Origin of the sequence: Colwellia sp. 12G3 (assembly GCF_002836775.1) — a bacterium.
In the GTDB taxonomy this organism is placed as follows: Bacteria; Pseudomonadota; Gammaproteobacteria; order Enterobacterales; family Alteromonadaceae; genus Colwellia.
Map to the genome: position 1 here is coordinate 1 of NZ_PJAQ01000042.1, position 2,354 is coordinate 2,354.

Consider the following 2,354-nt stretch of genomic DNA (forward strand, 5'->3'; position numbering starts at 1 on the left):
AGCAGTCCCACTTGAAATTCTTATAGGCATTTTATTCTACAAGGTCAATTTCATATAACACACCTGTGCCATCATATTTATGGCAGTCAACCTTAACTCTTTTAGATTTGGCTGATGTTGACTTTCGACAAGTTATGTCTTGTGCAACCAGTCCGTATCTATGGATATAAATGTCTTTGATTTGATCAAATTTTATCTTTTGCTCTTTGGTGGCAGAATTATAAAAAGTATTATATTGCTCTGTCCAATTTTTAACATTTGCTTCTTTAGCTACACCAAGCCAACCCATACCTAACAAGGTAGATTGTTCAACATGCTCACCTTTCAAAAACATGAAAGCAATAGCATATTGCGACCCTTTATAACCCCATGCAGCTGGTTCTTTTAGAAAGTTAAAGGCTTTTTCATAATCACCATTTTTGTAGTGCTTGATACCATTATATTCTTTAACTTCTAAGGAGTATGTTGTTTTCCTCATTACATCTGATGATGCACATGAAGAAAGTAAAATAGTTAAAACTAAAAAAAGTATATTCTTATAATGTTCCACTGACTATCCTTGATGCCTAACGCTTTGCTAAGCGGAAAAGAATGGTTGGCTATAATCGCGAAGCGATGCCCAACTGTTATTTTTCCGTTTAAGCAACTTGTTATACAAAAGTTACAATTGACTTACGAAACCATTTAAAAAATCATCTATATCTTTTCTATATTTTTTAACTAAATTAGTACCTGTATAAGTTAAATATTGAGTTGAACCTGATGAATCAGAAAAGTAGTAACCTAAATATGTGAATTTCATACTTTGAATTGTTCCTTCCATTTCCATGTATATAACCTTCTGATCATTCACCATACGATATTCTTTTTTTACAACTTTCATATCCGGCGCAGCACCTTTTGCATTATCGAATGCAAGATCTACAAAATTTTCAAGTTTAATTTCTAACTGTTCAGAAATAACCATTCCATATAGATCACTCCCTTTAACATTAAATGTATATTCTGCTGCTTCATGTCCATTCTCATTTTTTTTGAATGTCCATTTTTTTGGATTTATCCAAAAAGCAGTGTTAGTTTTTCCGCTTTTTAGCATAAATTTAGAATCAGAATTCTTAGAGAAAGTTAATGGATTCATATCCAGTTTAATTTCATTTTCAGCCTTTCCGTTTTCATATATCCAGGTTCCATCGTCATTTAAAACAACAACATCACCTTCATCCGTAATCGCTTTTTTACTTGCAACAGCATTAAATGCAAAAAAACATAAAGCTAAAATCGTGTAGAACTTCATTTGTATCCTCTCTTTTTGTATAACGCCCAAATAACAGGCTAAGTAATGGTTGGCTAAAATTGTGTAGCGAAGCGAAACGTAGCCAACTGTTACGTGTCCTTGTTGATTTTCTTGCTAGGCTTACTTTTAAACTTTACAGTCAATAACAAAATAACAAAATGCACAACCAGTATACTAAACAATAACTTGGCTAAAGAATAGCTAGAATTAAATTGAGCTTTTAAGTATTCCTCGTTTGAGAGATTAAGCTCATGTTGCATTTCAATTTGTGAGACTAGCTCTGAACGTTCTAGAGGAATTGATTCATTCTTTAGCACAGAAATAAACTGATTTTGTAATTCCGTCATTTGTTCAATTGTATAATTTGACTTCGATTGCTCGTGATTATATTGCGGAAACCATAACGAGAAAACAGAAAATGCTAAAAGCGAAATAATAGACAAAGTCAGTAAAATTTTGTGAGCCATAGTTTAAAAAGCATCCATACTTGAGGTAAGCCTAACGCCTCATTAAGAGGAAATTTATAGTTGGCTAAAATGTTGAACGCAGTGAAAACAGCCAACTGTAAATTTTCCTGCTTTAATGCCTTGTTATGTTTACTTTTACAGGCAATAACCTTCTAGTTTTAATTGCCCTAATAATTTTTTAGCTTTTATAGATTGATTTAATAACTGCTGCTCAAATAAAGACCCTCTAATTTCACCACCTTCAATAACACTTGTGATGGAGCTAGTTGCTAATTTTAAATGTTTGCAGTTATTTTTAATTAGTTCATCCGTATTATTTTGTTTTGCTAATTGAATATTCTGGGTTAATAAATCAATTAACAATCCATCTTGCACTTGCCCCAAATGAGACTCTTTAATAAAGCTTGATTCATATTTATTAAGCGTATGAACATACAAATAGACGGAAGCTGCTGAGGCTGTAATTACTCCAACTAAGACGGTAATAAAATATATAAGTGCAACTCTCTTCATGCATACTCCGTAAACATAACGCCCAAATAACAGGCTAAGTAATGGTTGGCTAAAATTGTGTAGCGAAGCGAAACGTAGCC

At 32.6% G+C, this 2,354-nt stretch carries 3 protein-coding genes; all 3 read right to left on the reverse strand.

The window, feature by feature from the left end:
• Positions 1 to 31: 31 nt before the first annotated feature.
• Positions 32 to 550 carry a sel1 repeat family protein gene (locus CXF71_RS10130; protein WP_101232843.1) on the reverse strand — a complete coding sequence of 173 codons (519 nt, stop codon included), beginning with the start codon at positions 548 to 550 and terminating at the stop codon, positions 32 to 34.
• A 111-nt stretch (positions 551 to 661) separates the two neighbouring features.
• Positions 662 to 1,294 carry a hypothetical protein gene (locus tag CXF71_RS10135; protein ID WP_101232844.1) on the reverse strand — a complete coding sequence of 211 codons (633 nt, stop codon included), beginning with the start codon at positions 1,292 to 1,294 and terminating at the stop codon, positions 662 to 664.
• 602 nt (positions 1,295 to 1,896) lie between these two features.
• Positions 1,897 to 2,354: hypothetical protein (locus CXF71_RS10145; RefSeq protein ID WP_232771440.1), on the reverse strand; the 458-nt coding region annotated here is incomplete at its 5' end.